The organism is Burkholderia savannae (genome assembly GCF_001524445.2).
Classification (GTDB): Bacteria; Pseudomonadota; Gammaproteobacteria; order Burkholderiales; family Burkholderiaceae; genus Burkholderia; species Burkholderia savannae.
In genome coordinates this window covers 2,588,901-2,613,437 of record NZ_CP013417.1, presented here as the reverse complement: position 1 = coordinate 2,613,437, position 24,537 = coordinate 2,588,901, and the positions used below count along the sequence as shown (strand labels likewise).

25 protein-coding genes, 1 pseudogene and 1 riboswitch are annotated in these 24,537 nt (G+C 68.5%); of the genes and pseudogenes, 9 read left to right on the top strand and 17 right to left on the bottom strand.

Features of this window, described 5'->3' with window-relative positions; translation table 11 throughout:
* Positions 1-12: 12 nt before the first annotated feature.
* The 4 genes from WS78_RS12955 to thiC form a co-directional block, all read right to left on the bottom strand.
* On the bottom strand, positions 13-945 hold the full coding sequence (locus tag WS78_RS12955) for a DMT family transporter (RefSeq protein ID WP_059575328.1): 933 nt from the start codon (positions 943-945) through the stop codon (positions 13-15).
* Between the two features lie 192 nt (positions 946-1,137).
* On the bottom strand, positions 1,138-1,356 hold the full coding sequence (locus WS78_RS12950) for a hypothetical protein (RefSeq protein WP_059575330.1): 219 nt from the start codon (positions 1,354-1,356) through the stop codon (positions 1,138-1,140).
* 376 nt (positions 1,357-1,732) lie between these two features.
* Complete coding sequence (locus WS78_RS12945) at positions 1,733-1,945, bottom strand: glycine zipper 2TM domain-containing protein (protein WP_038744789.1); 213 nt, start codon at positions 1,943-1,945, stop codon at positions 1,733-1,735.
* A 216-nt stretch (positions 1,946-2,161) separates the two neighbouring features.
* Entirely contained in the window at positions 2,162-4,093 is a 1,932-nt protein-coding gene (gene thiC / locus WS78_RS12940) for a phosphomethylpyrimidine synthase ThiC (RefSeq protein WP_038744790.1), read from the bottom strand.
* 122 nt (positions 4,094-4,215) lie between these two features.
* A riboswitch (TPP riboswitch) is annotated at positions 4,216-4,333 on the bottom strand.
* 319 nt (positions 4,334-4,652) lie between these two features.
* On the opposite strand from thiC, the gene WS78_RS12935 reads away from it, so the two are divergent.
* The 5 genes from WS78_RS12935 (at position 4,653) to WS78_RS12910 (ending at position 9,124) form a co-directional block, all read left to right on the top strand.
* Positions 4,653-4,940 (top strand): pentapeptide MXKDX repeat protein, encoded by a 288-nt coding sequence (locus tag WS78_RS12935; protein ID WP_059575332.1) that lies wholly within the window; start codon positions 4,653-4,655, stop codon positions 4,938-4,940.
* Between the two features lie 184 nt (positions 4,941-5,124).
* Positions 5,125-5,964: a DUF1223 domain-containing protein gene (locus WS78_RS12930; protein WP_059575334.1), complete on the top strand. Its 840-nt coding sequence runs from the start codon at positions 5,125-5,127 to the stop codon at positions 5,962-5,964.
* Between the two features lie 43 nt (positions 5,965-6,007).
* On the top strand, positions 6,008-6,964 hold the full coding sequence (locus WS78_RS12925) for a cytochrome b/b6 domain-containing protein (RefSeq protein WP_059575336.1): 957 nt from the start codon (positions 6,008-6,010) through the stop codon (positions 6,962-6,964).
* A gap of 15 nt (positions 6,965-6,979) precedes the next feature.
* The gene (locus tag WS78_RS12920; protein WP_038744793.1) at positions 6,980-7,771 is read left to right on the top strand and encodes a molybdopterin-dependent oxidoreductase; all 792 of its coding nucleotides are present in this window, start codon (positions 6,980-6,982) and stop codon (positions 7,769-7,771) included.
* Positions 7,772-8,188: 417 nt separating this feature from the next.
* Positions 8,189-9,124 carry an EamA family transporter gene (locus WS78_RS12910; RefSeq protein ID WP_038744795.1) on the top strand — a complete coding sequence of 312 codons (936 nt, stop codon included), beginning with the start codon at positions 8,189-8,191 and terminating at the stop codon, positions 9,122-9,124.
* Between the two features lie 185 nt (positions 9,125-9,309).
* On the opposite strand, the gene WS78_RS12905 is transcribed toward WS78_RS12910, so the two are convergent.
* Entirely contained in the window at positions 9,310-10,506 is a 1,197-nt protein-coding gene (locus WS78_RS12905) for an MFS transporter (RefSeq protein ID WP_038744796.1), read from the bottom strand.
* 325 nt (positions 10,507-10,831) lie between these two features.
* Here WS78_RS12905 and WS78_RS12900 point away from each other — a divergent pair, with 325 nt between their 5' ends.
* Positions 10,832-11,590: a COG4705 family protein gene (locus WS78_RS12900; RefSeq protein ID WP_059575342.1), complete on the top strand. Its 759-nt coding sequence runs from the start codon at positions 10,832-10,834 to the stop codon at positions 11,588-11,590.
* Here the strand turns inward: WS78_RS12900 and WS78_RS12895 are convergent.
* Positions 11,541-11,732 carry a hypothetical protein gene (locus WS78_RS12895; RefSeq protein WP_059575344.1) on the bottom strand — a complete coding sequence of 64 codons (192 nt, stop codon included), beginning with the start codon at positions 11,730-11,732 and terminating at the stop codon, positions 11,541-11,543. The two genes, WS78_RS12900 and WS78_RS12895, sit on opposite strands and share 50 nt — an antisense overlap.
* Between WS78_RS12895 and WS78_RS12890 the strand changes: the two genes are divergently transcribed.
* Complete coding sequence (locus WS78_RS12890; protein ID WP_038744838.1) at positions 11,731-12,141, top strand: hypothetical protein; 411 nt, start codon at positions 11,731-11,733, stop codon at positions 12,139-12,141. The two genes, WS78_RS12895 and WS78_RS12890, sit on opposite strands and share 2 nt — an antisense overlap.
* Positions 12,142-12,796: 655 nt before the next feature.
* On the opposite strand, the gene WS78_RS12885 is transcribed toward WS78_RS12890, so the two are convergent.
* The 3 genes and pseudogenes from WS78_RS12885 to WS78_RS12875 form a co-directional block, all read right to left on the bottom strand.
* Positions 12,797-13,621: a phosphodiesterase gene (locus tag WS78_RS12885; protein ID WP_059575346.1), complete on the bottom strand. Its 825-nt coding sequence runs from the start codon at positions 13,619-13,621 to the stop codon at positions 12,797-12,799.
* Between the two features lie 59 nt (positions 13,622-13,680).
* The gene (locus WS78_RS12880; RefSeq protein WP_038744799.1) at positions 13,681-14,709 is read right to left on the bottom strand and encodes an ABC transporter ATP-binding protein; all 1,029 of its coding nucleotides are present in this window, start codon (positions 14,707-14,709) and stop codon (positions 13,681-13,683) included.
* Between the two features lie 99 nt (positions 14,710-14,808).
* Positions 14,809-15,833, bottom strand: a pseudogene (locus WS78_RS12875) (ABC transporter permease).
* A 591-nt stretch (positions 15,834-16,424) separates the two neighbouring features.
* Between WS78_RS12875 and WS78_RS37070 the strand changes: the two are divergent.
* Positions 16,425-16,628, top strand: a complete 204-nt coding sequence (locus tag WS78_RS37070; protein WP_038744802.1) for a hypothetical protein — start codon at positions 16,425-16,427, stop codon at positions 16,626-16,628.
* A gap of 180 nt (positions 16,629-16,808) precedes the next feature.
* On the opposite strand, the gene WS78_RS12860 is transcribed toward WS78_RS37070, so the two are convergent.
* From WS78_RS12860 to WS78_RS12850, 3 genes are all read right to left on the bottom strand, one after another.
* Entirely contained in the window at positions 16,809-17,633 is an 825-nt protein-coding gene (locus tag WS78_RS12860; RefSeq protein ID WP_059575350.1) for an ABC transporter permease, read from the bottom strand.
* A 46-nt stretch (positions 17,634-17,679) separates the two neighbouring features.
* Positions 17,680-18,741, bottom strand: coding sequence for an ABC transporter substrate-binding protein (locus tag WS78_RS12855; protein ID WP_059575352.1), 1,062 nt, complete (start codon positions 18,739-18,741; stop codon positions 17,680-17,682).
* 232 nt (positions 18,742-18,973) lie between these two features.
* The gene (locus WS78_RS12850) at positions 18,974-20,002 is read right to left on the bottom strand and encodes a LacI family DNA-binding transcriptional regulator (protein WP_059575354.1); all 1,029 of its coding nucleotides are present in this window, start codon (positions 20,000-20,002) and stop codon (positions 18,974-18,976) included.
* Positions 20,003-20,539: 537 nt separating this feature from the next.
* Here WS78_RS12850 and WS78_RS12835 point away from each other — a divergent pair.
* Entirely contained in the window at positions 20,540-21,799 is a 1,260-nt protein-coding gene (locus WS78_RS12835; protein ID WP_226377147.1) for a tyrosine-type recombinase/integrase, read from the top strand.
* On the opposite strand, the gene WS78_RS12830 is transcribed toward WS78_RS12835, so the two are convergent.
* From WS78_RS12830 to WS78_RS12810, 5 genes are read right to left on the bottom strand one after another with little or no spacing between them, the layout of a single operon-like run.
* Entirely contained in the window at positions 21,784-22,032 is a 249-nt protein-coding gene (locus WS78_RS12830) for a helix-turn-helix transcriptional regulator (protein ID WP_059575359.1), read from the bottom strand. The two genes, WS78_RS12835 and WS78_RS12830, sit on opposite strands and share 16 nt — an antisense overlap.
* Positions 22,029-22,361: a hypothetical protein gene (locus WS78_RS12825; protein ID WP_059575361.1), complete on the bottom strand. Its 333-nt coding sequence runs from the start codon at positions 22,359-22,361 to the stop codon at positions 22,029-22,031. The genes WS78_RS12830 and WS78_RS12825 overlap by 4 nt, the downstream gene beginning before the upstream one ends.
* Positions 22,358-22,600 (bottom strand): hypothetical protein, encoded by a 243-nt coding sequence (locus WS78_RS12820; protein WP_059575364.1) that lies wholly within the window; start codon positions 22,598-22,600, stop codon positions 22,358-22,360. Before WS78_RS12820 ends, WS78_RS12825 begins: the two co-directional genes overlap by 4 nt.
* On the bottom strand, positions 22,597-23,295 hold the full coding sequence (locus WS78_RS12815; protein ID WP_059575366.1) for a hypothetical protein: 699 nt from the start codon (positions 23,293-23,295) through the stop codon (positions 22,597-22,599). The genes WS78_RS12820 and WS78_RS12815 overlap by 4 nt, the downstream gene beginning before the upstream one ends.
* Positions 23,292-24,527: a phosphoadenosine phosphosulfate reductase domain-containing protein gene (locus WS78_RS12810; RefSeq protein ID WP_059575470.1), complete on the bottom strand. Its 1,236-nt coding sequence runs from the start codon at positions 24,525-24,527 to the stop codon at positions 23,292-23,294. The genes WS78_RS12815 and WS78_RS12810 overlap by 4 nt, the downstream gene beginning before the upstream one ends.
* Between the last annotated feature and the right edge of the window lie 10 nt (positions 24,528-24,537).

The window sequence follows — 24,537 nt, the reverse complement described above, 5'->3', positions numbered from 1 at the left end:
CCCGCACGACCGTCAGGCCGCCTCGTTCCGCCGAGTCCGAACGCCGGGAATCCGCTTGATCACACCGGTCGCGAGCGCGGTGCCGAGCAGCACGATCGCGCAGCCTTCGAGCATCGCGAGCGACACGTGTTCGCCGAGGAAGAGCGCGCCCCACAGAATGCCGAACACCGGGATCACGAACGTGACGGTGATCGCGCGTGCCGGCCCGATGTGCGCGATCAGGTAGAAGAAGATGAAGTACGCGATGCCCGTGCACGCGATGCCGAGCGCGAGCACCGATCCCCACGCGTGCGCGGAGACGGGCGCGGCGGGCCACGTCGCGAGCGCGAACGGCAGAAGCAGGATCGTCGCGCCGATCATGCTGCCCGTCGCGTTGACGAGCGGATCGACGCCCGTGAGCTTGCGCTTCGTGAAGTTCGCGGCGATTCCGTACAGCAACGTCGCGCCGAGCGCGGCGGCGGCGGCGAGCGCGGCCGTCGCGGGCGAGCCCGGATTCGCGCCGTGCGGCGAGAACACCTGATCCCAGACGAGCGTCAGCACGCCCGCGAAGCCGACCACGAGGCCGAGCGCGCGCGGCAGCGACAGCGAATCCTTGAGCCACAGATACGCGACGAGCGCGCCCCAGAGCGGCGTCGTCGCGTTGATGACCGACGTCACGCCCGCCGACAGCGTCAGCTCGGCGAACGCGAACAGGCAGAACGGCGCGGCGGAGTTGAGCAGCCCGACGACGAAGAGCGGCCATGCGTGCTTGCGCAGCAGCGTGGCCAGCTCGCGCGGCGAATGGCGCGCGAGCATCAGCGCGACGAGAAAGAGCGCGCCGATGCCGACGCGCAGCGCCATCAGCGGCGCGACGCCGAATTCGGTGACGCCGACGCGAATGAAGAGGAACGACGCGCCCCAGAGCGCGGCGAGGACGATCAGCAGGAAGGCGTTCTTGAGGTTCATCGAGGATCGGGCACTTGGCTGTCGACGGAGGGCTGGCCAAGCATCTTACACCGCGCTGTTACGCGATGTTTCAGGCTGAGATGAAACAGCAAGATTCGAGAACGAACGCCCGGGCCGCGCATCGACGGCGCGCGGCGGATGCGAAAGCGGGGCCGTCGCGCCGCGCGCGGGAAGTTCGCGCGCGGCGCGGGGTCAGTGGCGGTGCCAGCCGCGGCCGCCGCCCCAGTAGCCGAAGTTCAGCGACAGGGACGGCGCTGGATAGTAGTACGACGGATACGCGGGCGCGACGTACACGGGCGCGGTTTCCACCGGCGCCGCGTAATAGCCGCCCGCCGGGTAGTAGCCGTACGGGTAATAGCAGCCGGCGAGCGCGACGCTCGCGAGCGCGGCGGCGACAAGTGTCTTGTTCATGATGGTTCCGCAGTCGTGCGTGCGGGGCAGGATTCGATGCTTGCGAGCTTAGACCGCTCTCGTGTGAAACGCTGTGTGAAACGGTAACGGATCATTTCCGCCGCGGGCGCGGCGCGGGCGTCGCGTGCATCGCCATGCTCGCGACGCTATGCGGCGCGACCGGGCAACGACCGGGCAACGACCGGGCAACGACCGGGCAACGACCGGGCAACGACCGGGCAACGACCGGGCAACGAGCGGGTAAAACGGCCGGGTGAAACGGTTGCGTGAACCGGCTGCGCGAAACGGCCGGACGGTGCGCGCCGCGACGAAGGCGGCGCACGCCGTCCGCATTCAAGGGCGCGGCCCGTCTGCACGGTGCGCCCGATTCGCGGGCTTACTTGCCGACTTGGCTGCCGATCAGGCCGCCCGCGGCCGCGCCGCCGATCGTCGACAGGGCGTTGCCGCCGATCGCCGCGCCGGCGACGCCGCCGATGCCCGCGCCGATTGCTGCGTTACGTTGCTGATGGGTCATCGTGTCGCAAGCCGACAGACTGGCGGCTGCCGCGATGAGCATTGCGCATACCCCAATACGCCGAATCGATTTCATTGTTCATTCCTCGGATGAAAGAGACGCGTGGGCACGCATGCTTCGATGCAGCCCACATTCAAAATCTACGCGGGCGGTCCGTTATGCGCTGTAAGGACTTGTTAGAGCGCCGCGGCTTTCGTAATCAATTGTTTCGTCCCCCGAAGCGCCGTTGCGCGGACGCAAAAAAGCCCGCGCGAGGCGGGCTTTCGGGGCGCGGCGGAGCGTACGCCGGCATTACTGCCGGTGATAGATCTCCGAGCCGCTCTTCACGAACTCGACGGCCTTCACTTCCATGCCTTTCTTCAGCGCGTCGTTTTCCGACATGCCCTGCTGCGCGGCGAACTCGCGCACGTCCTGCGTGATCTTCATCGAGCAGAAGTGCGGGCCGCACATCGAGCAGAAGTGCGCGACCTTCGCCGAATCCTTCGGCAGCGTTTCGTCGTGGAATTCGCGCGCCTTGTCCGGATCGAGACCGATGTTGAACTGGTCTTCCCAGCGGAACTCGAAGCGCGCCTTCGACAGCGCGTTGTCGCGCACCTGCGCGCCCGGGTGGCCTTTCGCGAGGTCGGCGGCGTGCGCGGCGAGCTTGTACGTGATGATGCCTTCCTTCACGTCGTCCTTGTTCGGCAGGCCGAGGTGCTCCTTCGGCGTCACGTAGCACAGCATCGCGGTGCCGAACCAGCCGATCATCGCCGCGCCGATGCCCGACGTGATGTGGTCGTAGCCCGGCGCGATGTCGGTGGTGAGCGGCCCGAGCGTGTAGAACGGCGCTTCCTTGCACCAGTCGAGCTGCAGATCCATGTTTTCCTTGATCAGCTGCATCGGCACGTGGCCGGGGCCTTCGATCATCACCTGCACGTCGTGCTTCCACGCGATCTGCGTGAGCTCGCCGAGCGTCTTCAGCTCGCCGAGCTGCGCTTCGTCGTTCGCATCGTAGATCGAGCCGGGGCGCAGGCCGTCGCCGAGCGAGAAGCTCACGTCGTACGCCTTCATGATTTCGCAGATCTCTTCGAAATGCTCGTACAGGAAGCTTTCCTTGTGATGCGCGAGGCACCACTTCGCCATGATCGAGCCGCCGCGCGACACGATGCCCGTCATCCGGTTCGCGGTGAGCGGCACGTACTGCAGGCGCACGCCCGCGTGGATCGTGAAGTAGTCGACGCCTTGCTCGGCCTGCTCGATCAGCGTGTCGCGGAAGATTTCCCAGGTCAGGTCCTCGGCCTTGCCGTTGACCTTTTCGAGCGCCTGGTAGATCGGCACCGTGCCGATCGGCACCGGGCTGTTGCGGATGATCCACTCGCGCGTTTCATGGATGTGCTTGCCGGTCGACAGGTCCATCACCGTGTCGCCGCCCCAGCGGATCGCCCACGTCATCTTGTCGACTTCCTCGCCGATCGACGACGTGACGGCCGAGTTGCCGATGTTCGCGTTGATCTTCACGAGGAAGTTGCGGCCGATGATCATCGGCTCGGTTTCCGGGTGATTGATGTTCGCGGGGATGATCGCGCGGCCGCGCGCGACTTCGTCGCGCACGAACTCCGGCGTGATCTGCGCAAGCGCGCTCGCGCCGAAGGCCGCGGCGCCGAACGCCTGGCCCGCGTGCTGGCGGCCCATCATCGCGGCGAGCTTCGCGCCGTTCGGGCCGCTCGCCTTCAGGCTTTCGAGATACTCGGCGCGGCGCTGGTTCTCGCGGATCGCGATGAATTCCATCTCGGGCGTGATGATGCCCTGACGCGCATAGTGCATCTGCGTGACGTTCTTGCCCGCCTTCGCGCGGCGCGGATGGCGGTGCAGGTCGGGGAAGCGCAGCTCGGCCGTCGCCGCATCGGCCGCGCGCTCGCGGCCGTACTCGCTCGTGAGGCCCTCGAGCGTCTCGGTGTCGCCGCGCGCGTCGATCCAGCGCTGGCGCAGCGCGGGCAGGCCGGCGCGGATGTCGATTTTCGCGTCGGGGTCCGTGTACGGGCCCGACGTGTCGTACACGTAGATCGGCGGATTCCGTTCGCCGCCGAAGCTCGTCGGCGTGTCCGACTGCGTGATCTCGCGCATCGGCACGCGAATGTCGGGCTGCGAGCCCGTCACGTAGATCTTGCGCGAGTTCGGCAGCGGGGCGACGGCGGCGGCGTCGACGCGGGCGTCGGCCGACAGGAATTTGGGATTGGCGTTCATGCGATCTCCTGTGTCGACTCGAGCTGGCGCTTGAGCGCTGACTCGGGTCCCATGCAAAGCGGGTGTGGGGCGCTAAGCAGGAGACGAGATTCGCGACGCGACGGGATTCTGACGTGGAACGGCGGCGAAACCCGGACGCTTCCCTGCGCTGGCATTACCCAGATCAGGTTCAAAGGGTATTTCTCACCCGCGCCGCACGATCGCTTGACCGAGCGCAATGCAGGACCCCCGCGTTAGCAAGCGCAGAAGATACACCGGGTCGGCCGAGGTTTCAACAGGGGACAGATCGGTTGCGCGCGAATGCGCGGTCGGGCGCGCATGCTGCGGCGCGGCGCGGCGGGTGCGGATCGGGCCGGCGCGCAGGCATCCGGGCCGCGCGGGCGCCGCTTCTTGGGGCGCGGGGCCCCGGTCGGCGCGCGCGGCGGCGCGATGGTGCGCCGCGCGAGCGCCCGTCGCCCGCGCAAGCGCCGGTGCCGAAAAAAAATTTTGCGGCCGTTGTCATATTCGCCGTCGCATCCCGACTATTCGGCTCCTCAATCAATAACGATGGAGCTATCCCATGAAAAGGAATCTGTTTGCTTTCGCCTGTGTCGCCGGTCTCGCGCTCGCCGCGCCGCTCGCCCATGCGCAGAACGACGCGATGTCGAAGGATGCGATGTCGAAGGATGCGATGTCGAAGGATGCGATGTCGAAGGGCGAGATGTCGAAGGGCGCGATGTCGAAGGACGAGATGGGCATGAAGAAGCAAGATCACATGGCGAAGGGCGGCATGAAGAAGGGCCACACGCCGAAGGACGCGATGAAAAAGCCGATGTCGTCCGACAAGATGAGCCCGATGTCGAACTGAGCGGCGTCGTCGAACGCGCGCTTGAACGCGCGATCCGGCTCGGCCCGCCCGCCCGCTCGCTCGCCGTGCGGGCGGCCCGTGTTTCGCGGCGCGGTGCGTCGCGCGATGCCGGATCGCGTCGCGCAGTTCGCGTCGCGCATGCCGGCGCGCGCGGCGCACCGCGCCCGCGCTCCGGCGCCGAACGATGAGCTTTTCCATGTCGAATTCATTTTCCGTTTCGATGCGCGCCGTTGCGGCGGGGCTCGCGCTTGCCGCCGCAGGCATCGCGCAGGCGGCCGCGGGCGGCGCCTGCGTCGCCCGCAGCCCCGACGGCCGGCAGGCGCTCGTCGAGCTTTATACGAGCGAGGGCTGCAGCAGCTGCCCGAGCGCCGACGACTGGCTCGCGCGGCTTGCCCCGCATCGCGCCGCGCTGCGGGTCGTGCCGCTCGCGCTGCACGTCGATTACTGGGACGGCCTCGGCTGGACCGACCGCTTCGCGCAGCATCGCTTCACCGAACGGCAGCACGCGCTCGCATCGCGCGGCGGCGGCCGCTTCGTCTATACGCCGGAAGTCGCGGTCGCGGGCCGCGAGCTGCGCGACTGGCGCGATGCGAGCGCGTTCGAGCGGCGCGTCGTCGCGACGGCGGGCGAGCCCGCGCGCGTCGGCATCGCGCTGTCCGCCGCGCGGCGCGCGGACGCCCTCGACGTCGAGCTGTCCGTGACGCCGCGCGCCGGCGCGCCGCGCGCGCTCGACGCGTATCTCGCGCTGTACGAGAACGGCATCGAATCGCCGGTGCGCGCGGGCGAGAACCGCGGCGCGACGCTGCGCCACGAGCGCGTCGTGCGGCAGTGGATCGGGCCGCTCTCATTCGGGCCGCTCGCGTCGACGGCCGGCGCGGTCGCGCCGCTCGACGTGCGGCGCACGCTGCCGCTGCCCGCGAACCTGCGCGCGCAGGACGCCGCGCGCTACGGCGTCGCCGCGTTCGTCGAGGATCACGCGACGGGCGACGTGCTGCAGGCGCTCGATCTGCCGCTGTGCGGGTGAGCGACGTGCGCGCGCCATCGACCAACGAAGGAGGGCATCGCCAATGAACGCAATAACGACGAAGGGCGCGAAGGGCGCGAAGGGCGCGTGGACCAGGGCCGCGACCGGCGCGCGGGCGGACGCGGGGGCGGGTGAGTCGACCGGCGCGTCGACGAGCGCGGCGGCTGACGCGGAGGTGCGCGGGAAGGTGTGCGGGAAGGTGCGCGCGGTGGCCGGCGCAACCGGCGACGCGAAGGCCGATGCAACGACCGGCGCGACGCCCGGCGCAATGACCGATGCCGCGGCCCCCGCGATGGCCCGCGGAGCGGCCGGCGCAATGCCACACGCCATGCACCACGCGCCGCCCCGCGCGGCGAACCCGGCACCGACGGACGCGCAAGCGACGGACGCGGCAACGTCCGCTTCCCGCCCGCGCCGCCCGATCCATCCGCTGTGGGTGCGCGCGAGCCACTGGCTCAACGCGGTCGCGGCCGTGACGTTGGCGCTGTCGGGCTGGCGGATCTACGACGCGTCGCCGATCTATGCGGGCTTCACGTTCCCGCGCGGCGCGACGCTCGGCGGCTGGCTCGGCGGCGCGCTGCAATGGCACTTCGCCGCGATGTGGCTGCTGTTCTTCAACGGCGTGTTCTATCTGACGATGAGCGCGGCGACCGGGCGCTTCAAGCGCAAGTTCCTGCCGCTCAGCGCGACGGGCGTCGCGCGCGATCTGCGCGATGCGCTGCGCGGCCGGCTGTCGCACGACGATCTGTCCGTCTACAACGCGGTCCAGCGCGCGGCGTACGTCGCGACGATCGCCGATCTCGTGCTGCTCGTGCTGTCCGGGCTCGTGATCTGGAAATCGGTGCAGTTTCCGCTGCTGCGCGAGCTGCTCGGCGGCTACGACAGCGCCCGCGTCGTGCACTTCTGGGCGATGGCGTTTCTCGTCGCGTTCTTCGTCGTGCATGTCGCGATGGCGGCGCTCGTTCCGCGCTCGCTCGTCGCGATGCTGCGCGGACACTAAAAGGAGTCACTCATCATGTCCGAAAGCGACAGAAAAAAGCCGGCGGGCGACCTTGCGCGGATCGATCGCGCGTCGCTCTTGATCGACGTGCGCAAGGAGCTCGCGCTGCCGTCGCGGCGCCTCTTCGGCAAGCGCGTGCTGACGCTCGGCGGCCTCGCGATGCTCACGGGCTGCACGCTGCGCGACGACGCGTCGGTCGACGATTTTCTCGAGAAGGTGTCGCGCGCGAACGATCGCGTGCAGGCGTGGCTGTTCGGCCCGACGCGGCTCGCGCCGACGTACGCCGAAGCCGACATCACGCGCCCGTTTCCGTTCAACGCGTTCTACGGCATCGACGACGTGCCGCGCGTCAGCGCCGACGATTTTCGGCTCGCCGTGTCGGGGCTCGTCACGGGCAAGCGCAGCTGGACGCTGCCGGAGCTGTACGCGCTGCCGCACGCGGAGCAGATCACGCGGCACATCTGCGTCGAGGGCTGGAGCGCGATCGGGCGCTGGGGCGGCACGCCGTTTCGCGAATTCCTGCGCCGCGCCGGCGCGGACACGACCGCGAAATACGTCGGCTTCAAATGCGCGGACGATTATTACGAGAGCATTGACATGCCGACCGCATTGCATCCGCAAACGCTGCTGACGTTCGAATACGACGGCAAGCGCCTGCCGCCCGAATACGGTTTTCCGATGAAGCTGCGCATGCCGACCAAGCTCGGCTACAAGAATCCGAAGCACATCATGGAGATATTCGTCACCAATACGTATCCGGGCGGATATTGGGTCGACCAGGGCTACAACTGGTTCGGCGGGTCGTGACGCGCTCGGGCGACGCCGCGCGGGCGGGGCGATGCGTGGCGCTCGTCCGCTCGCGGCTCGCGCCGCTCGTGTTTTTGCGGCTTCGTCTCGACGGTCGAAAAACGAAAACGCCGGTGTGCCGCGAATGAAATGTCGCGCCGACGCGTCACCGAGCGCGCGTTCGATTCGCGCCGGCATTCGTTTTCCATTCCTTAATGCATAATGCTGGCGGTATGCGGCCGCCCGGCCGCGCACATATTCATTCGAGTCCGTTCGCCTTCTTCGGTCATGTTCGCCGCCGCACGCTCCGATTCGTCGTTTCGCACGCCGCCGTCTCTCGTCATTCCGGATATATCGGGGCCGCTCGCCGGCAGTCGCGCCGCTTTGCGCGCGAACGCGCGAAGCGGCACGCGTCACTCCGTGCGGGCACGCTGACCGATGACGCCGTTCGATCGCCCCCTCGCGTTCCTCGCACGCCGTCCGCTCCGTTTGCCGCAAAGCCGCGGCGGCCGCGTCGCGCTCGCGCTCACGTTCATCTATTTCGCGTGGGGCTCGACGTATCTCGCGCTGCACGTCGCGCTCGAATCGTTTCCGCCGCTGCTGCTGTCCGGCTTGCGCAACCTGCTCGCGGGAATCGGGCTCTTCATCTTCGCGATGCGGCGGCGCCCGGTGCGGCCGACGCTCGTCGAGATCCGCAACGCGGCGCTCGTCGGCACGATGCTCGTCACGATGTCGTCCGGCCTCATCGCGCTCGGGATGCGCACGGTCAGCAGCGGCTCGGCCGCCGTGATGGTCGCGACCGTGCCGCTCTTCGCGACGGTGATCGCATCGGTCGCGGGGCGGCGCGTGACGGGCGGCGAATGGGCGGCCGTCGCGCTCGGGATGGTCGGGATCGTCGTGCTGAATTCGGGCGGGCCGTCGTCGCCCGGCTCGACGCTCGGCAGCATCACCGTGCTCGCGGGCGCGCTCTTCTGGGCGGGCGGCGCGCATCTCGCCGCGCGGCTCGCGCTGCCGCACGACCTGTTCCTGTCGACCGCGCTGCAGATCGGCCTCGGCGGCGCGGCGTCCACCTGCATCGCATGGGTGCTCGGCGAGCGCATCGAGCACGTCGCGTTTGTGCCCGGCGTCGCGTTCGTCTACCTGATGCTCGCGGGCACGATGGCCGCGTACGTCGCGTACGGCTACCTGATCCGTCACACGAGCCCGATCATCGCGAGCAGCTGCATGTACGTGAATCCGGTCGTCGCGGTCGCGCTCGGCGCGCTGCTGCTCGGCGAGCCCGTCACGCTCGCGACCGTGATCGCGACCGTCGCGATTCTCGGCAGCGTCGGGTTGTCGTTCGCGTTCGATCCGGCGCGCAAGCGGATGCAATAACGCCGCGGGTAGCGTCGCGACGATGCGCGGCGCGGAGCACGAGGCGAAAGCGGCGCGAGGCGTCGTGCGTCATGCTTCGTGTGGCGTGCATCGTGAACCCGTGAACTCGTGAATCCGTGAATCCGTGAATCCCTGAGTCGTGCGGCATGCGGCATGCGGCGGCCGTGCGCCGCCGCGCCGGGCGGTTACTGCCCGCTCGCGCGGCCGCGGTAATGCACGATCGCCGCGACGGCCGAGAACAGCAGGCCGACCGCGCACATGCCGATCCAGCCCATCGCGCGCCATGCGGCGACGCCCGCCGACGAGCCGATCGCGCCGCCGATGAAATAGCAGGCCATGTAGACCGTGTTCACGCGGCTGCGCGCATCGGGCTTCAGCGCGTAGATGCGCGACTGGTTCGAGATCTGCGCGGCCTGCACGCCGACGTCGAGCACGATCACGCCGATCACGAGGCCGACGAGGCTGCGGCCCGACATCGCGAAGATCACGAACGCCACGGCCATCAGCGCGATCGCGAGCGTGATGATCGCGCGCGGCCCGCGCTTGTCGGCGAAGCGGCCCGCATACGGCGCGGCGAGCGCGCCCGCCGCGCCGACGATTCCGAACAGGCCCGCCGCCTGCGGCCCCAGATGGAACGGCTCGCCCGCGAGCAGCAGCGTGAGCACGGGCCAGAACGCGCTGAACGCCGCGAAGATCGCCGCGCCCGTCATCGACGCGTCGCGCAGTCCGCGCAACTCGCGCGCGAGTTGCCACATCGACGCGAGCAGCTTGCCGTACGGCAGCGTCGACGTCGGCGAACTGCGCGGCAGGCGCGCGACGATCACGGCCGCGAGCGCGGCGAGCGCCGCGACCGACGCGGCGAACACCGCGCGCCAGCCGAAATATTCGGCGACGAAGCCCGCCGCCGTGCGCGCGAGCAGGATGCCGAGCAGGAGCCCGCTCATCACGGTGCCGACCGCCTGCCCGCGCGCGGCGGGCGGCGCGATCTCGGCGGCGAACGGCACCGCCTGCTGCGCGATCGTCGCGAGGATGCCGATCGCGAGGCTCGCGGCGGCGAGCACGGCGAGCGTCGGCGCGGCCGCGGCGATCACGAGCGCGGCCGAGAGCCCGGCGATCTGCAGCAGGATCAGCTTGCGCCGGTCGAAGCGGTCGCCGAGCGGCGCAAGCAAGAACATGCCGGTTGCGTAGCCGAGCTGCGTCGCGGTCGGCACGACGCCGATCCACGACGCGCTGCCCGGAAACGACGCGCGGAATGCGTCGAGGAGCGGCTGGTTGTAATAGATGTTGGCGACGGACACGCCCGCGATCGTCGCGAGCAGCAGCAACAGGCTGCGCGAATAGCGGTCGGGCGCGTCGGCGCGAGGGCGGGGCTGCGAGGGCATGGTGCGTGTGGGCGAAACGCGGCGCGCACGGCGCGCGCGGACCGCGTCGTCGATCGAAACAGGGGAGGCGAAATGCCGCGAGCGCCGATCATACCGGACGTCCCGAAACTCTGCTGGCGGGCGGCGCGTTCGCGGCCCGGCGGCCGCCCGCCGCCTCGTTAATGTCGCCTTAAGCGGCCGGCCTGCATAGTGGCGTCCGAGCGAGCCGTGGGAGCGTTCGTCATTCGCCGCGCCGCCGTTGCCGGAATCCGGCTCGCTCTGCGCAACCGGCGCGACCAGGAGAATCCGATTGAACCAGCCAGCCCGTCCGCCTGCAGCCGCAGGCATGCTCAACAAAGTCCCGGAAGTCACGCTCGCGTTCTGGATCGTCAAGATCATGTCGACGACGGTCGGGGAGACCGGCGCCGACTATCTCGCCGTGCACGTCGGGCTCGGCGCCGCCGTCACGGGCGCGCTGATGTCCGGCCTGCTGATCTGCGCGCTCGCGCTGCAATGGCGCGCGCGCGCTTACGTGCCGTGGATCTACTGGCTGACCATCGTGCTCGTCAGCGTCGTCGGCACGCAGATCACCGACGCGCTGACCGACGGCCTCGGCGTCAGCCTCTACGTCAGCACGCCGCTGTTCGCGGCCGCGCTCGCGGCGACGTTCGCGCTCTGGTATCGCAGCGAGCGGACGCTGTCGATCCATACGATCGTCACGCCGCGCCGCGAAGGGTTCTACTGGGCCGCGATCCTGCTGACGTTCGCGCTCGGCACGGCGGCGGGCGATCTCGCGACCGAGGCGCTCGGCCTCGGATTCCGGCTCGGGATCGTCGCGTTCGGCGGCGCGATCGCGCTCGTCGCGGCGGCCGCCCTCGGCGGGATGAACCGCGTGCTCGCGTTCTGGCTCGCGTACATCCTCACGCGCCCGCTCGGCGCGTCGCTCGGCGATTTCCTGTCGCAGGCGCAAGCGTACGGCGGCCTCGGGCTCGGCACGATCAAGACGAGCGCCGTGTTTCTCGCGGTGATCGTCGTGCTCGTCGCGGGGCTGAGCGTCACCGCGGCGCGCGCGGATCGGCTCGGGGCGCCGGCGCGCGGACGGTGATGTTGTTGCTGTTGTCGTCGCAGTCGCAGTCGCAGTCGCAGTCGCAGTCGCTGTCGCTGTCGCTGTCGATGTCGATGTCGCAACCGAGGCCGGCGTCGCATTCATCCGTTTCGTTCACATTCACCACCAGGAGATTGAACATGATCAAGCGCAAGCTCATCGCATTCGCCGTCGCGCCCGCGCTGGCGGCCGCCGCATTCGGCATCGGCGCCGTGTCGCCCGCAGGCGTCGCGCCGAGCGCGGCCGAAGCCGCGACCGTCTCGAAGCTCGGCGATCTGTCGCCGTTCCGCGCGATCGCCGTCGACACCGCGAAGCTCGTCGACAAGGGCGATCTCGCCGGCGCGAAGGCGCGCATCAAGGATCTGGAAACGTCGTGGGACGACGCGGAGCCGTCGCTCAAGCCGCGCGCGGCGGCGGATTGGCACGCGGTCGACAAGGCGATCGATCGCGCGCTCGCCGCGCTGCGCGCCGACCGGCCGCAGGCCGGCGCGTGCAAGCAGGCGCTCGCCGAATTGCTCGCCGTCATCGACCGGACGAGCGGGGCGCGCTGATAGCGGCTTCGGCATGAAACGGCCGGCTCGTGCGGGGGCGCGATGCCGGCCGGCTGGAGTGAAGGGCGGTGGGTGAAGAGCGCTGAGCGATGAGCGGTAGACGGTATTGCCCGGATGTTCGCCGCGTGGACGACGGCGTACACGTCAGCCTACACGTGAGCGTGCGTGCTCCCGGTGTTTGTCGCGTGGGTGATCATGATGCCGCCGCACGCCGCACGCCGCACGCCGCACGCCGCACGCCGCACGCCGCACGCCGCACGCCGCACGCCGCAGACCGCAGACCGCAGACCGCAGACCGCAGACCGCACATCGCACATCGCATTTCGCATTCCGTATGAGCATGTCGCAAACCGTATGCCGCACGCTATGCGAAGTGCGACGTGTGCGATGTCGGTTGCTGGACGGGATGCACGGCGGCCTATGCGGCCCGATGTCGCGGCACCGTTCTGCGCGGCCCGGCAGAAGCGCGCACAGGCGCGGCGACGCGCTTGCTGCGCGTAATGGCATCGCTCAGGCGATCAATCGGTGATCCGACCAGTCGGTTGCCGATCGACGATCGCTGAATCGTTCAACCGCCAACCGCCAACCGCCAACCGCCAACCGCCAAACCGCCAAACCGCCAAACCGCCGAACGGATCACCTCCCACCCGGTCGCTCAATCGATCAACACCCCCGTCGTCTCGAAGAACGGATGCGGCCCGTCGCTCGCATCGACATACACGTGATGCGACGCGAGCCCCGCGTCCGGCGCATAGCGATGCACGGCGAACGCGGGCGGCTCCATCGAGAACGACGACGGCCCGTCGTCGCGCAGGTCGAACGTGACCTGATGCGCGGGGGCGGGCACCGCCGACGCGATCGTGCCGCCGAAGCGCGCGAACATCGTCCGGTGCACGTGCCCGCACAGCACGCGCTCGACGTTCGGAAAGCGCCGCAGCAGCGCGTCGAGCCGGCCCGACGCGGCCGGCTCGAGCCGCATCGCGTCCATGTGGCCGATGCCGCACGCGAACGGCGGATGATGGAGCGCGACGATCACCGGGCGTTCGCGCGCGGCGTCGAGCTGGCCGGCGAGCCACGCGAGCCGCGCGTCGCACAGCGTGCCGCCGCTCGCGCCCGGAATCTGCGAATCGAGCGCGATCACGCGCAGCGGACCGAGATCGAGCGCGTACTGGACGAACTCGCCCGATTGCAGCTCCGCGCGATCGGGGAACGCGCGTCGCAGCGCCGCGCGGTCGTCGTGATTGCCGACGAGCAGGTAGTACGGAATCGCGAGCGGCGCGAGCAGCGATTTCAGATGCGCGTATTCGTCGTCGTCGCCGAAATCGGTCAGGTCGCCCGTGACGAGCACCGCGTCCGGGCGCGGCTCGAGCGCGTTCAGCCGCGCGACGCAGCGCGCGAGATGCGCGGCCGTGTCGACGCGCCGATACGCGAGCATGCCGGGCCGCTTGATGTGCAGATCGCTGATGTGGGCAAGCAGCATCGTCTTCCTCGTTGTGTTCGTCGTCGCTTGAATGTTTCGAATCGAGCGCGGGGCGTCCGTCACGCGAGCGCGATGAGGCCCTCGGCCGCGATCGCGACGCCGACCGCGGTGCCGCGCGCGAGGTCGACGCGGCCCGGCATGTCGATGACGAGCGCATCGGGCGCCGCCTGCTCGACCGTCACGCGCGTGCGCTCGCCGAGGAACGCGCAGTGCGCGACCGCTCCGCGCAGCGTGGCGCCGGACGGATCGACGAGGCGCGCGTCCTCCGGTCGAAAGAATAGCTCGTTTGCCGGCGACGCGGCGGCGAGCTTGCCGCCCGTCGTCACGAGCGCGCCGTCGCGCCACACGCCTTCGATGCGGTTGAGCGTGCCGATGAAGCGCGCGACCGCGCGGGTCGCCGGCCGATAGTAGACGTCGCGCGGCGCGCCGATCTGCTCGATCTTCCCCGCGCTCATCACGACGATCCGGTCGCCGAGCTCCATCGCCTCGGCCTGGTCGTGCGTCACGTAGACCGTCGTCACGCCGAGCTCGCGCAGCAGCGCGTTCATCTCGCGGCGCAGCGCGTCGCGCAGCTGCGCGTCGAGCGCGGTGAGCGGCTCGTCGAGCAGCAGCACGCGCGGGCGCACCGCGAGTGCGCGCGCGAGCGCGACGCGCTGCCGCTGGCCGCCCGACAGCGCGTCGATCGGCTTGTCCGCGTGCGCGGTGAGCCGCATCATCGCGAGCAGCTCGTCGACGCGCTCGCGCAGCGCGCGCGGATCGGTGCGGCGAATCCGCAGCCCGTAGCCGACGTTGCCGCGCACCGACAGGTTGGGGAACAGCGCGTAGTTCTGGAACACCATGCCGACGCCGCGCTTTTCGATCGGCAGCGCGGTCACGTCGTCGGCGCCGAACGCGATCGCGCCGCCCGCGTCGGGCACGTCGAGCCCCGCGATGAGGCGCAGCGTGGTCGTCTTGCCGCAGCCGGACGGGCCGAGCAGCACGAGCGTCTCGCCCGCGCCGATCGCGAGGTCGAGCGGCTCCAGCACGCGCGCGCCGTGGAAGGTCTTCGCGCAACGGGTCAGGGTGATCGGTACGGATTCGAGTTTCATCGGCGGGGCGGCGAGAAGGCGGAGAAAGAGGCGGTGAAATGAAGCACGAAATGAGCGGCACATTGAGCGGCGAACGCGCCGCGCGATGACGGCATCAAATCAGCGGCGCTTGCGCGCATCGCGGCGCGCGCCGGACGGATCGACGCCGAGGCGCTGCATCGCGACGAGCAGCGGCAGCGTCATCAGCAGGAACAGGATCGTGTACGCGCTGCCGATCTCGAGGCGCAGCGACGCGTACGTGTCGGCGAGGCCGACGGGCAGCGTTTTCGTGTCGGGCGTATGCAGCATCCACGTGAGGTTGAATTCGCCGATCGACAGCGTGAGCACCGCGAGCGCGCCCGCGACGATGCCGGAGCGCAGGTTCGGCAACACGATCGTCGCGAAGCGCGTGACGAACGATGCGCCGAGGCTCGCCGCGCCTTCCTCGAGCGTGCGCAGGCCGGCGCGCGCGGCGACGGCCGCGACCGCGCGGACCATGAACGGCAGCGTGAACACGACGTGGCCGACGACGATGAACCACACGCTCGTGCGGAACGCGGCGAAGCCGCCGTAGACCGAGAGGAGCGCGAGCGCGGACGCGAGGCCCGGCAACGCGACGGGCAGCACGAGCGCCTCTTCGATCACGCGCGACACGCGGCTGCGGCTGCGCGCGAGCGCATAGCCCGCCGGCACGCCCGCGACGAGCGTGATCGCGAGCGTCGCGGCCGCGACCTCGAGCGACAGAAACACGGAGCCGTGATATTGCGTCCACACTTCGCCGAGCCAGCGCAGCGTGAGCCCGCTCGACGGCCCGCGGAAATAGTTGACCGTGAGCCCGGCCAGCACCGACATCGCGACGGGCACGATGAGGAACGCGCAGAGCGCGAGCGTGACCGCCCATTGCGCGGCGGCGAGCCAGTCGAACGCGGCGCGGCGCGGGCGGCGGGCCGTCGGCGGCTCGTCGGAATCGGTCACGGCGGCGGCGGGGCGGACGAGCGCGGCGGCGTCCTTGAAGGTTGGCGTCATGATGCGTGCGGAAGCGATGTAAACGTTTTCGTCGAGGGGATTATCGAAGGCGTCGATGAAGAACTGATGACGGCGCGACGGGAGCCGTCGGCGCGCGCGCGGGGCGGCGAGCCGGACAGACGATGGGCGCGCTGTGCGCACGCCAAGCGCATGCCGAGAGCAGACCAAGCGCCGACCAAGCGCACACGATGCCCGCTTGCACGATCGATTGAACGCGCATCGTGGCGCGACAGTTTTAAACGTTTGAACGAAGAGCGGGGGCGCGGCCCGTGCCGCATTCGTCGAATGTGGCGAGCGCGGCGATTCGAGGCTGGGCCTCCGCCGTGCCGCCGCCGCGTCGAATCACGCGAGCGAAACGAGAGCGAAGTACGAGCGGAACGTGCGCGAGCCGTTTCGAAGCGCATGCGAAGCGCGACAGGGAAGCGCAGGCGCGCGCGACCGCCGCAACGCCCGCGCGCATCGCCGGGAACGACGCCGAGCAATCCGTCTAATTGCCGGTTCCCCCGATGTCGCCGCGCATGCCGTTACGCTATATTGAATCGCCGAATGGTGTTGAGGACTCCGGGCAAACGGGCCGAGCACCAGGCGCGTCGTACGACGGCATGCTTCGGCCGGCGTGTCATGCGGCACGTTGCGGGGCGATTGTTGATGACCAGGAACGAGAGTGGCGACCCCGCTCTTTTTTGTTGTCTACGAGGAGGGAGTAATCGATGCAAACGATATCGATGGAGCAATGCCGGCGCATTCACGGCGGCGATAACCTGATCAACGGCACGTTCAATCTGCTGGGCGGCACGTTCACGATCAACAGCAGCGCGTTGAGCACGCTGCTCACCAATGCCAATACGCTCGTCGTCAATGCGAACAACTGGTTGACCAACCCGAAGGGGCAATTGTCGTCGGCGAAGGCGTAAGCGCCGGCGCGACGCGCGGCCGACGCCCGCATCCGGGCTCGCGGCCGCGGCGCGTCGATCCGACCCGGCCGGCAAGGACGCGCTTTCCCGGCGTCCCGATTCGAGCGGTCCGGCGTCGGATCTTCTTTCCCTCCCTTTCCTTTCCATTGCGGCGACGATTCGTTCGCCGTCGCGCCCGCTTCACGCGGAAGCCGCCGTCGCCTGCCCCGTCAGGTTGCGCGCGAGCGCAAGCACCGCCCACGTGACGATTCCGAGCAAGATCGACAAACCGGCCGCCGTCGCGATGTTCGCGTTCAGCGTGAACTCGGTGTAGATCGTCATCGGCAGCACGTCGAGATCGGTCGCGAGCGTGAACGCGGTGCCGAACGCGCCCATCGCGGTCGCGAAGCAGATCGCGCCCGCGGCGACCAGGCCCGGCGCGAGCGCGGGCAGCACGATGTCGCGCAGCACGTGCCACGGCGACGCGCCGAGCGAGCGCGCGGCTTCCTCGAGCGACGGGTCGAGCTTCGACGCCGCGGCGATCACGGTGACGATCACGCGCGGAATCGAGAAGTACAGATAGCCGACGAACAGGCCCGCGACCGAATACGCGAACACCCAGCGATCGCCGATGAACCGTTGCGACAGCATGCCGATCAAGCCCTGCCGTCCGGCGAGCATGATCACCATGAAGCCGACGACGACGCCCGGAAATGCGAGCGGAAACGTGAGCAGCGCGATCAGCGTGCGCTTGCCCGCGAATTCGCGCCGCGCGAGCAGCAGGCCCGAGATCGTCGACAGCGCGAGCGTCGCGAGCGTGACGGCGGCGGACAGCGCGACCGTCGACGCGAGACTCTTCATGTAGCGCGCGTTCGACAGCAGCGCGGCATAGGCGTCGACGAACGCGCCGTCCGCCGACACCCGCACGAGCGAGACCATCGGCAGCAGCCAGAACGCGACGAACACGGCGAGCGCGGGCGCGACGAGCGCGATGCGCCAGCGCGACGGGAACGTGAGATCGGACATCGTGATATCGACTCGTGTGGACAGGGGAGAGCGGCGCGCCGCACGTTCATTGCATCACTTGCAGATACTGCTTGCCGAACGCCTGCTGGCCGGCCGCGAGCTTGCCGAAATCGACGCTCTTCGCGCGCGCGTATTCGCTCGCGGGCAGGAATTTCGCGGCGACGTCGGCCGTGAGCGCCGGCGCGCGCACCGGGCGCAGATATGCGTTCGCCCACAGCTTCTGGCCTTCGTCGGACAGCACGAAGTCGAGCACCTTCTTGCCGTTCGCGTCGTGCGGCGCGCCTTTCACGAGGCTCATCACGTACGGCACCGCGATCGTGCCTTCCTTCGGAATCACGAATTCGACGTTCGCGTGGTCCTTGTATTTCGCGCGATACGCGTCGAAGTCGTAGTCGAGCAGGATCGGGATTTCGCCCGACAGCACGCGCGCGTACGCGGTCTGCTTCGGCACGATCGGCTGGTTCGCCTTCAGCTTGCGGAACCAGTCGAGCGCGGGCTGGAAGTTCTCGAAGCCGCCGCCGAGCGCCTCGTTCACCGCGACCGCGCCCGCGTAGCCGACGAACGCGCTCGACGGATCGAGATAGCCGACCATGCCCTTGTACTCGGGCTTCAGCAGATCGGCCCACGAGCGCGGCACCGGCTTGCCGTCGAGCGCGTCCTTGTTGACGAAGAAGCCGAGCGTGCCCGAATGGATCGCGAACCAGTAGCCCTGCGGGTCCTTCAGGTTGGCGGGGATGTCGTTCCAGTGCGCGGGCCGGTACGGCGCGGTCACGCCCTTGTCCTTCGCCTGGAACGCCGACGACACGCCGAGATAGACGACGTCCGCGACGGGGCTCTTCTGCTCGGCGATGAGCTGCGCGATCGCCTGGCCCGAGTTCTTGTTGTCGAACGGCACGCGGATGCCGGTCTTCTGCTTGATCGCGGCGATCTGCGAAGCCCAGTCGGCCCATTCGGGCGGGCAGTTGTAGCAGATCGCGGTGTCTTGCGCGTGCGCGGCGCGCGCGCCGAGCGACAGCGCGAGCGACGCGAGCGGGATGAGCGCGGCGGCGCACGCGCGACGCACGGCGGCGAGCGGCGAGCGCGGGAAGAAAGAGCGGCGGACGGTCACGGCGGGTCTCCTTGGGCGGGCGAAACGAATGAAGTCAGGGCGGGTTCGATGCGCATCGACGGCGGGGGCGAGGCGAACGCGGCGCGAATCCGGCACGAATCCGAAGCGAAGCCGAAGCGAGAGGGGAACGAACCCGACGCGAATCGGGCACGAACTCGGCACGAATCCAGAACAAATCTGGAACGAACCCGACGCGAATCGGGCGCGAACGCGGCGCGCGTTCGGCGCGCATTCATACGGCTCGCCGCGGCATGCGCGCATCGCGCGGCGGCGCGACGGTCGCGCCTTCGCGCACCGTGTGCGGCAGCGTGAGCCACGGCTGCGCGTGACGCTCGCCGGCGATGCGCTCGGCAAGACGCCGCCACGCGGCGCGGCCGATCTCGCGATTCGGCGTCGCGACGCTCGCGAGCGGCGGCGCGAGCAGCGCGCCGACCGCGAGGCCGTCGAAGCCGAGCACCGACATGTCGTCGGGCACGGCGAGGCGCGCATCGCGCAGGCCGCGCATCACGACCATCGCGAGCCAGTCGTTGCTGCAAAAAAGCGCGGTCGGCCGCGTCGCGCGCGCGCTCAGATGCGCGAGCATCGCGTGCGGCAGCGTCGGCGCGTTGAAGTCGATTTCGAGCGCGGGCAGCGGCTCGAGCCCGTGCTCGTCGAGCGCCTGCGCGTAGCCGCGCACGCGCAGCCGCGCGCGGTCCGACGCGTCGAGCGAGCCCGCGAGCATCAGCACGCGCCGATGGCCTCGCTCGATCAGCATCCGCACGCCGTCGTACGCGGCGCGGCGATTGTCGACCGCGACCGACGGGCGATGCGGCGTGTCGTTGTGCATCAGCACGTAGAGCGAGCCGTCGCGGTCGAGCTCGTCGAGGAGCGGATGCGCGTCGGCGTCGGCGACGGTCAGCATCAGGCCTTCGACGCGCTGCGCGCGCAGCGTCTCGATCGCGTGGCGCTCGCGCGCGGCGTCGTATTCGGTCGACATCACGATCAGCTTGAAGCCGGCGCGCGTCGCGAACTCGTCGACGCCTTGCAGGCATTCGGCGAAGACGGGGTTCGACAGCGTCGGCAGCACGACGCCGATCAGTTGCGTGCGGTCGCTGCGCAATTGCCGGCCGAGCGGGTTCGGGCGAAAGCGCAGCGTGCCGATCGCGGCGCGGATGCGTTCGAGCGTCGCGGGATTGACCGTGTGCGGCGCGTTGATCGCGCGCGACACGGTCGCGATCGACACGCCGGCGAGCGCGGCGACGTCTTTGATGGTCGGCGTCATGAAGCGTGTGGCGGATGCGTGTAAACGTTTTCGTCGTCGGGATTATCGGCGGCGTCGATGAAGAACTGATGACGCAGGGGCAGGGCCGTTCGTCGAGCGATCGATCGCCGGCGTTGACGCGTTGGCGGCGGCGGATTCGAGGCGAACCGCGGCGATGAGCGGTGCGCCGACGGGCCGCCGCGGGCCAGGCTATCGAGGGGCGAAAGCGTATTGGGGAGGGCGCAGCGGTGGTAGAATGCGGTCCGCCCTTGCCGGGGTGATGAAATTGGTAAACATAGCGGACTTAAACGATTGAGTGCCCGGCCGGAAACGGCCGGTGCAGAACCCTTCAAATTCGGCGAAACCCCTGGCGCGCGATGCGCCGAGGCAACGCCGAGCCAAGCCCGAAGCGGTCGCGAAAGCGGCGGCGGGGAAGGTGTAGAGACTAGACGGGGGGCGCCTAAGGCGCACGAGCGGCAGCAACGCTCGCGCGCGACGGCGAAGGCATAGTCCAGCGCACGAACGGCGCCGCGCGGCGCCGGCTTCGAAAGAAGCAGTGTGACGAAAATCCGCCGCCTTGATTGGCTTGCCGGTTCGAGTCCGGTCCCCGGCACCATCACATTCCGTAGCGAAAGCTATCCTGTCTGTAGTAACTCCAATCCAGTAAAGGCTTTCCGTGCTATCGTCCCGATTCGGGATGGTAGCCGCGTTGTAGCGAAAACAAGTCGTTTTTGCATCCGCGTGCACCAGAAATGCACCACGATTTGCACCAGGGGCACGATGGCTACATACACGAAGCGGGGCGGCGTATGGCGCGCGCAGGTGCGCCGCAAGGGCGTCAGCATGTCGGAGACGTTCTCGAGCAAAGCCGACGCGGTCGCGTGGGCGACGCGGATCGAGCACGAAATCAACGTCGGGAAGCTGACGCCCGGCACGAAGCACACTTTCGCGGATGCACTGCGCGAGTATGAGAAGCGCGTCAGTCCGACGAAGCGCACCGCGCGATGGGAAGTGATCCGGTTCGCCGCGTTCGTCAAGCACTTCCCGGATCTCGCAGCTATGCCGCTCTCCGACGTTACGGCCGACCACATGGGCCGATGGCGCGACGCGCGGCTCGCTGGCGATGAGGCCGCCGGCCGCGGCAAGGTCGGCACGGCGACGGTGCTGCGGGAGATCAACCTGCTATCGCACGTGTTCACGACCGCGCGTGATGAATGGAAGTGGATCAGCGAAAGCCCGCTCACCGGGATGCGCCGTCCGACCGAGCCAGAGCCGCGCAAACGGCGCATTACCGACGAAGAGATCGCGCTGCTGCTCGCGCGGCTCGGCTATCGCGATGACGAGACTCCGACCACGAAATCGGCGCGGATCGGCGCGATGCTCGTTTTCGCGATCGAGACGGCGATGCGCGCCGGCGAGATTGAGGGAATGAGGTGGGATGAAGTCGATTTTAAGAAGCGGTACGTGCATTTGCCGCGCACGAAAACAGGTGTCGCGCGCGACGTGCCATTGTCGCCGCGCGCGCTCGCGCTGCTGAAGCAATTCGAACCGCTCAGGAAGGAATTTGGAGGGAGTGTGTTCGGCGTCGAAGCAGCGCTACGGAGTACGCTGTTCGCGAAGGCGAAGAAGGCGGTGATGCTGGACGACCTGCATTTCCACGATGCGCGCCGCGAGGCGCTGACGCGACTGTCGAAGATATTCAGCGTGATGGAACTGGCGAAGATCAGCGGCCACCAAGACCTGCGCATCCTACAGGCGGTGTACTACGCGCCGCACGCCGCTGATCTTGCCGACAAGCTCCATCAGGCTTCGACGTGAGACTCGGCCCACGCGATCACATCCTTCGCGCGCCAGAGCGGCCGCGCGCGCTCGACCGCACTTTTCCCTGACGGGATGCGGATCGGCCGCGGGAACCCGTCCTGCGTGATGATCCACTGGCGCGTGTGCTGCTCGCTTCGATGCAGGTATGCGGCCAGCTCGGCCAGATCCCAAAGCGCGTGCGGCGTCAGGCGCGCGGCAATTTCCTGTGCGAGTTGAGAGAGTTCGGTCATCGTGCCCTCGTGGTCATGGCAAGGTCGACGCGGCGGCTGATCTCGCGATCGTAGCCGGCGAGCGTGGATTGCAGGTTGGGGGCGAGGCGCGGCCCGGCGGCCGGCGTGTCGAGCGCCGCGCGCGGAACAGCGACCGGCGCCAGCTCGTAGCCGGTGTCGCGCTGCACGCGCCGATCGATCCGGATCTTCCCGGCATAGAACAGCATGTCGATGAAGTGCTGGACGACAACGGTCGACGTGCGTAGCTCGTTCGCGATCTGGCCGACGGTATGCGTGCCGGCGCGCAGTACGCCGGCGACGGCTTCGCTGTTGATGCGACGGCTGGTCATGATGCATCTCCTGCGTATGAGGCATCGCGGGCCAGCTCGAACGCTTGACGTTTGATGATGATGACGAAAACCACGTTTTCCCATTCGCCGGTGGCGATGTCGCGCATCGAGATGCAATCCGTGCCGAAAGAAACTTCCACGTAGCCGCGTCTCTGCTTGCCGCCCGTGATCGACTCGGCCAGGAATTGCACGCCGACGTTATCCACGCCGACACGCTGAATCAGTTCATCGAGCTTCATTGGCTGCCTCCCGCTTGGAAGGCAGCACGATCAAGCCGTTCGATCTCCGCGAGGATGAGCGCGCCAGCCTTCACCAGATTGCGGCGCTCGTCTGTTGGCTTCCACCAATCCAGATCCCAGGGCCAGAGATCGGGCGGCTCGGTCGGCGGGTAGTTCTCGTTATCGGCCACGGCATAGCACGCCGCAGCAAGCGCCATGTCGCCGGTCGAATGTGCGTCGTCGTGCTTCGGCGTCCATCCTTCGGCTTCAACCTGCCGGCGGCGCTCGGCGAGCACGTCGCGCGCGGCGTCCGTCTCCCGTTCTTCTCGTTTCCAGCGCTCGCGCAGCGATTCGTGCTTCTTCTCGCGTACATACAGCGCGACCGGGCCGTTCTCAGTGTCGAAGATTTCGAGCAGCAGCCAGCCATCACCGGCCGGCGCACTCGGCGTCCAGAAGCTGCAGTTCGGATCATTCGATTCGACGTACTGGTCGTACGCATCGCCATCGACGTCGGTTTCCATGTTGACGAACGTCGATTCGAGGCCGAACGCGCTGAAGAACGTCTGGTAGTTCACGTCCTCATCGAGGTACGGGATCGCCGGATGACTGAGCATCCCGTACTGGTCGCGCACGATCGCGCGCGTCGTGAGGATCGCACGGCGCAGCCCTTGGAGGTCGGCCGGCGCGGCGTCGCGCGGGGTGTCGGTGGTGGTCATGCTGATTCCTCCTCGCTGAAGAGGCGCGGCTGGATCGCGCCATTTGCATATACGACGTCGAGCACGACGTCTCCTGTCGGCTCGTCGCCTTCCCATCCCTGCGGCCACGTCCCCGCGGCGATCAGCTCGCGGATCCGGGCCTCTTCTTCGGCATCGATCAGGTCGATCGACGGACGCCCAGTGGCGCGCGCGATGTGGTTGCATTCGGCCTGGATCGAAAGGATCCGATCGAGCGCCATCAATCGCGCTTCGAACGTCAGCGGTCCGAGGCGCTGCGGATTCTTCGCGACGCCGCCGCTTTTCAGCTTCTCGAGCCCCGGTTTGCGCAGGCGATGCTGCGGCTCGCGCAGTTCGCGCCATAGCGGCTTGATGCCGCGCAGGGGTGTGAGATAGGCCCACTGCGGTGTCGCAAGCACCGTTTCGAGAGCCTTTTCCTCCTGGGCAAGTGCGCATCCGATACAGCCCGTGCGCGCGTTAATCTCCTCGGCCTCGTCGCCGCCGTACGCGTCCGCGATTGCGGCCGTCGACCAATCGCCGAACTCAGCCGCCGGCGCCCAGTGGCGCAGCCATTCCCACACGTGGCAGACGCGCCAATGCAGCAGCGGGGCGAGCGTCGCGATCCGGCCGCGCAGGCCGCGTGCGTTCGGTAGCACCTGCTGATACCAGCCCTGACCACACTCGGCGCCATCCTTGCCGCAGCTCATCTCGATCCGACGATCGCGGATTGCGCTTTCGCCCTGACGGACGCCGGTGATCATGAGGATCGAGCCGTCGATGCCGTCGAGTCGTTTGCGAAGCGCCTCTTCCATCGGGTCGATCTTGATCTGCCGCGTACACCAGCGAAGCGTGTTGTTGTTCGGCGGCGGCACGCCGCGGCCGAGGATGTAGACCATGAATCGCTTGTCGAGCGGCGCTCGCACGACGTCCACCTGGATGCCGCGCTCGTGCAGCTCGTCCATGATGTGCAGCGCGGAAATCGCGAGTGGTGGAAGCTCCTGCCGCGTGTCGGCATAGAACACCGTGAGCGTCTTCGGCGCGGCGATCTTGCCCGTGTCGATCAACCAGCAGATGATCGTGAGTGTCGCGGTGCTGTCCTTCCCACCGGACCACGCAATACCCCAGTGGTCATGATCGGGGCCGTATACCTGCATCGATTGGATCGTTAGCTCGATGGATTCGGTCATCTGCAGGCGCTGCGCGCCGGCAGCGAAGATGTCGGTCTGGTGGCTCATTTGCATTCCG